General features: G+C 73.9%; 4 protein-coding genes and 1 pseudogene. 3 read left to right on the plus strand and 2 right to left on the minus strand.

The features are described from left to right. The 3 genes and pseudogenes from BZL64_RS39860 to BZL64_RS19230 all read left to right on the plus strand — a co-directional run. A pseudogene (locus BZL64_RS39860) lies at positions 1-1,942 on the plus strand (hypothetical protein); the annotation flags it as partial. Further along, positions 1,825-2,244: a FlgD immunoglobulin-like domain containing protein gene (locus tag BZL64_RS39565; protein ID WP_143663219.1), complete on the plus strand. Its 420-nt coding sequence runs from the start codon at positions 1,825-1,827 to the stop codon at positions 2,242-2,244. The pseudogene BZL64_RS39860 and the gene BZL64_RS39565, both read left to right, overlap by 118 nt. Before the next feature lie 51 nt (positions 2,245-2,295). Next, positions 2,296-3,111, plus strand: a complete 816-nt coding sequence (locus BZL64_RS19230) for a HEAT repeat domain-containing protein (protein WP_208639473.1) — start codon at positions 2,296-2,298, stop codon at positions 3,109-3,111. Between the two features lie 47 nt (positions 3,112-3,158). Here the strand turns inward: BZL64_RS19230 and BZL64_RS19235 are convergent, their stop codons facing one another. Then, entirely contained in the window at positions 3,159-3,539 is a 381-nt protein-coding gene (locus tag BZL64_RS19235) for a hypothetical protein (protein WP_086770428.1), read from the minus strand. A gap of 11 nt (positions 3,540-3,550) precedes the next feature. Continuing rightward, complete coding sequence (locus tag BZL64_RS19240) at positions 3,551-3,904, minus strand: antibiotic biosynthesis monooxygenase family protein (RefSeq protein ID WP_086770429.1); 354 nt, start codon at positions 3,902-3,904, stop codon at positions 3,551-3,553. Positions 3,905-4,111: the final 207 nt, after the last annotated feature.

The raw sequence follows: 4,111 nt of genomic DNA on the forward strand, positions 1-4,111 counted from the left end.
CGCCGAGGGCACGGCCGACGCGGCCGACCCGACCGCCCTCACGCTGCCCGCCCCGGCCAGGTACGTCCCCGTCCAGGACACCCTCTACGCCGCCGGGGACACCGGTTACCTCCACCGCCGCGAGACGACCGACGGCTCCGCCGCGACGTACCAGTGGCACGGCTACGACGGCACCGAGCGCACGGTCGACGACTTCACCGGCAGGGTCCCCGGCCAGCAGGGCTCCTACGGCGCGGGCACGGACGTCCTGCCCGTGCCGGTCGGCGTGAGCGGGGTCGTCGAGCTGCGCGACCCGGCGACCGGCGCGTCCACGCAACTGACCGTGCCCGAAGGGCAGTCGACCGTCGGCTCGTTCGGCACGACGGTGCTGAGCACCTCGTACAACGACGTCTGGCAGATCGACAAGCTGCACATCCTCCGCGTCCGGGACGGCGTCACCACCGACACCGTCGTGGATCCGCCCGAGGGGCTGCGCCTCGACCAGTACCCGGTCGTGGCCGGGGACGGCACGGTGGCCGTCGTGCGCTTCACGCGCGGTCACACGATCGGCGTCCTCGACCTGACCACCGGCACCCTCACGCCCGTCGCCTCCGGTGTCGCCGTCGACGCGTCGTGGAACATCCAGGCCGCCGTCTCGCCCACCCACATCGCCTGGTACCAGCAGGGCATGTCCACCGCCCGCGTCGTCCGCCGCGACGACCTGACCGGCGCGCAGACCTCCGTCGCCGTCCCGTCCTCCGGCGCGGACATCCCCGTCGTCGGCCTCGCCGGGGACTGGCTGCTGACCTCGTACCGGCCCGCCGCGGCCACCGAGCAGAACCCGCCGCTGCGCGCCGGCGGCCCCCTCAAGGCCACGCCCATCAGCGGCGGTTCACCGGTCACCCTGCTCGCCGCCGCCCAGCCCGACCTGTCCCAGATCCCCGGCGGCGGAGCCGTCACGGTCGGCGGCGCGGACGCGGGTGACTGGGCCGTACGGCGCGTGGAGACCGGCGCTGACGGCGCGCCGACCCTGCGCACCCTGTCCGAGGTGCCCGAACGGCCCGCCGTACTGCGCGGAATCGCCCTGGGCGGCGGCCAGTTGGTCACCAAGGAGGAGGACAGCGCCCCGCGTCCCGCCTATCAGACCCGCAAGGTGACCCTCGGCGCGGCGCCCGCCGCGGGGCCGCGCTCGGAGGTCACCACCGCACCCCTGGGCGACAGTTACGGCCAGCCGCTCGCCGCCGGGGACGGCTCCGTCGTGCACGTCCGCCACGACGACGCCACCCAGCGCGACCTGATCGTGCGCGCCGCCGCGGACGGCACCCGCACCGAGATCGCGCCGTCCCGCCGACCTCGGGCCGCGGCCTGCGCGACGCCGCCGGACGGTACGCGGTGTACGGCGGCGGCGACGAACGGGTCGTCGTCGACTTCGAGGCACCCGGCGGCCCGGCCGTCGTCCAGCGGCTCTCCACCCCCGCCGCGTCGCTGTGGGGCTCCACCCTGTGGACCACCGACGGCACCGGCGGCCGTATCGAGGCCCGCGACCTGGCGACCGGCCAGGTCACTTCGTACACCGTCGGCGCCTCCTGCCAGATCCGCGACGTCCAGACCGTGGGCCGCTGGGTCTACTGGGACTGCCTCGGCCAGGACATCGTCGGCGGCGACCCCGCCACCCCGTTCGGCGTGTACGACCTCGAAACCGGCGCCGATGTCACTCTGCCCGCACGCGGCAGGCTCGGCGACGGCTTCGTCGTCAACCACGACACCGACGCGGGGCTGCTCCGGCTCACCGACTTCCACACCGGTACCGCGGGCGCGCCCCGCACTCTCACCGCCCTTCCCTCGGTGCCGGGCTGGAAGAACTACGACGTCGACAAGTTCGGCGGCGGCGTCGCCTGGCTGGAGACCAACGGCACCGCCCACGTCGTACCGAGCGGCGTCCCCGCCCAGCCGCTCATCGTGAGCGCCGCCCAGGCTCCCGCGACGTACACCCGGACCGCCGGCACCACCTGGACGCCCGTCTGGCAGCTGTCCAAGCCGGCGACCGGCGCCCAGCTGGTGATCAGGCGCAAGACGAAGATCCTGCGCACCCTCGACGCGAGAGCGGCCGGCGCCGCGCTCACGGCCGCCTGGGACGGCACCCTCGCCGACGGCACCTGGGTCCCGGCGGGGACGTACACCTGGGAACTGACCGCGGCCCCGGAGGACGGCACCGGGGCGGGCATCACGCTGACCGGGAGCCTGACGGTGACCGACGGGGCGTAACGGCCGACCGGTGGACGCGGGGTGAAGGCCACCCGCCTACGATCCCCGTCCATGGCCATGTTCGTGCACCTGACCTCCGCCGCCCACGCCCCCCGCATCCGCCGCTCCGGAATCCGCGCGGCGAGCGAGGGGCAGGGCGGCGCCCGCGGCGTGTTCTGCTTCCCGGTGCTCGCGTCGCACACGCTCACCCATCAGTGGCTGCGGGAACTCGCCCGCTTCGGCAGCCGGGGCGGGCTCGTCGCCGTGCACGTCCGGCTGGACGACACCCAGGAGGTCCTGGTCGGGCGGTATCCGGACCGGCGGCGGGGCAGGCAGGAGAGCGTCGCCGCCGCGGAGGCCGTACGGCGGATCGCGGTGCTCGACGACCCGCGCGGCTGGGAGGTCTTCGTGCCGCGCGCGATCCGCCCGCGCGAGGTGCACCGGATCCGCAGGGCACCCCAGGTGGCGGGCTGGCGGTACCTCCCCGACGCGCACGGCACCCGCCCCTGCACCTGTCACGGCTGCCGGATACGCGGCGGATACGGCGCCCGGCGCCTGCGCGAGCGGCTGCCGCACCCCCTGGACGGGCCGCCGCCCCCGGTGCGGACGCTGCTCGCCAGGATCACGGAGGCCGGGGACCCCGGCGACCCGGCCGCCCTGCGCGAGACCCTGCACTGGTTCGGGACGCGCCGCCGGGGCCCGCTGCCCCGGCTGGTCCCGCTGGCCGCCCACCCCGACCCCTCCGTACGGGAGGCGCTGGTGTGGGCGGTCGCGGGCTGGCGTACACCGGGCGTCGCCGGCCTCCTGGACACCCTCGCGGACGATCCGGACGACGACGTACGGGAGGCGGTGGCGGCGATCCGGGAGGACGACCCGGAGGACGGCTAGAGGACTAGGACAGGGCTGCCCGCAGCCGGCGGGTCACCGCGTCGGCCTCAGTGATCCGAATACCCGATGTCCCCGATCGTCCACGCGCTCACGTCCTCCAGGGCGACCCGGTACATGCCACCGGTGTCGGGGATGCCGAAGTTGCCCTGAAGGATCCGTGCGACGTGGAAGTGCAGGTGGGTGGGCCGGTCCGCCCGTGGCTCGGGGGGCTTGCCGGTGCCGTCCGGCCGGGTGAACACCGTGGAGAACACCGCGAGTTGATCGGAGGCTTCGAGTACCTCCGCCACCCGCTGCTTCCACAGCGTCTCCGGTGCCAGCCGGCCTGTGATCACGGCTCCGGGGATCACCACGGTGAGGGACATCCGACTGTTGTGCTCAGACTCGACCCTTGCGGCGATGTCGGCGAGCAGGTCATCAGCGTGCGCCATGAGTGAGGAGCCTACTCGGTGGCGGGTCCGCTCCGCCCGGGGGCGGCCTGCTGGACCACCTCGAAGGACCACAGCGTCGCGCCCGAAGCGGCCGGTTTCGGCCGTTCGCCGCCCTCGGTGGCGCCGCCGCCCCCGCCGCGGTGGGCGGCCTGTCCCTGCCCGGACATCCAGTTCTGGAAGTCCTCCTCGCTGCGCCAGCGCGTGTAGACGAGGTACGTGTCGGTGCCCTCCACCGGGCGCAGCAGTTCGAACCACTCGAACCCGTCCGAGTTCTCGACGGCACCCACCCGCGCGGCGAACCGCTTCTCCAGCGTCTCGCGCTGCTCCTCGGGAACGGTCAGCACATTGATCTTGACGATGCTCATGCGCCCATTGTCCGCCGTCCGCGAGAAGGACGCTCACCGGCCACGCGTCGGGCCGATCGGCCAAATATCTGATTCATCATCATTTTCCTTGCTGCGCAATGGTGTTCGAACCAAGCTGTGATCCGTCTGTGCACCCTGATTCGGGAGGGACCGTCCGTGCCGCTGCATGCCCCATTGGTGAGACTGGCCGTCACCGCGCTCGCCGCC

This window comes from Streptomyces bobili, from assembly GCF_002154575.1.
Lineage (GTDB): Bacteria > Actinomycetota > Actinomycetes > Streptomycetales > Streptomycetaceae > Streptomyces > Streptomyces bobili.

Excerpts from the sequence above, each read along its gene's own strand:
- BZL64_RS19235 (WP_086770428.1), bottom strand. The coding sequence starts at position 3,539 with ATGGCGCACGCTGATGACCTGCTCGCCGACATCGCCGCAAGGGTCGAG.
- BZL64_RS19240 (WP_086770429.1), bottom strand. The coding sequence starts at position 3,904 with ATGAGCATCGTCAAGATCAATGTGCTGACCGTTCCCGAGGAGCAGCGC.
- BZL64_RS19230 (WP_208639473.1), top strand. The coding sequence starts at position 2,296 with ATGGCCATGTTCGTGCACCTGACCTCCGCCGCCCACGCCCCCCGCATC.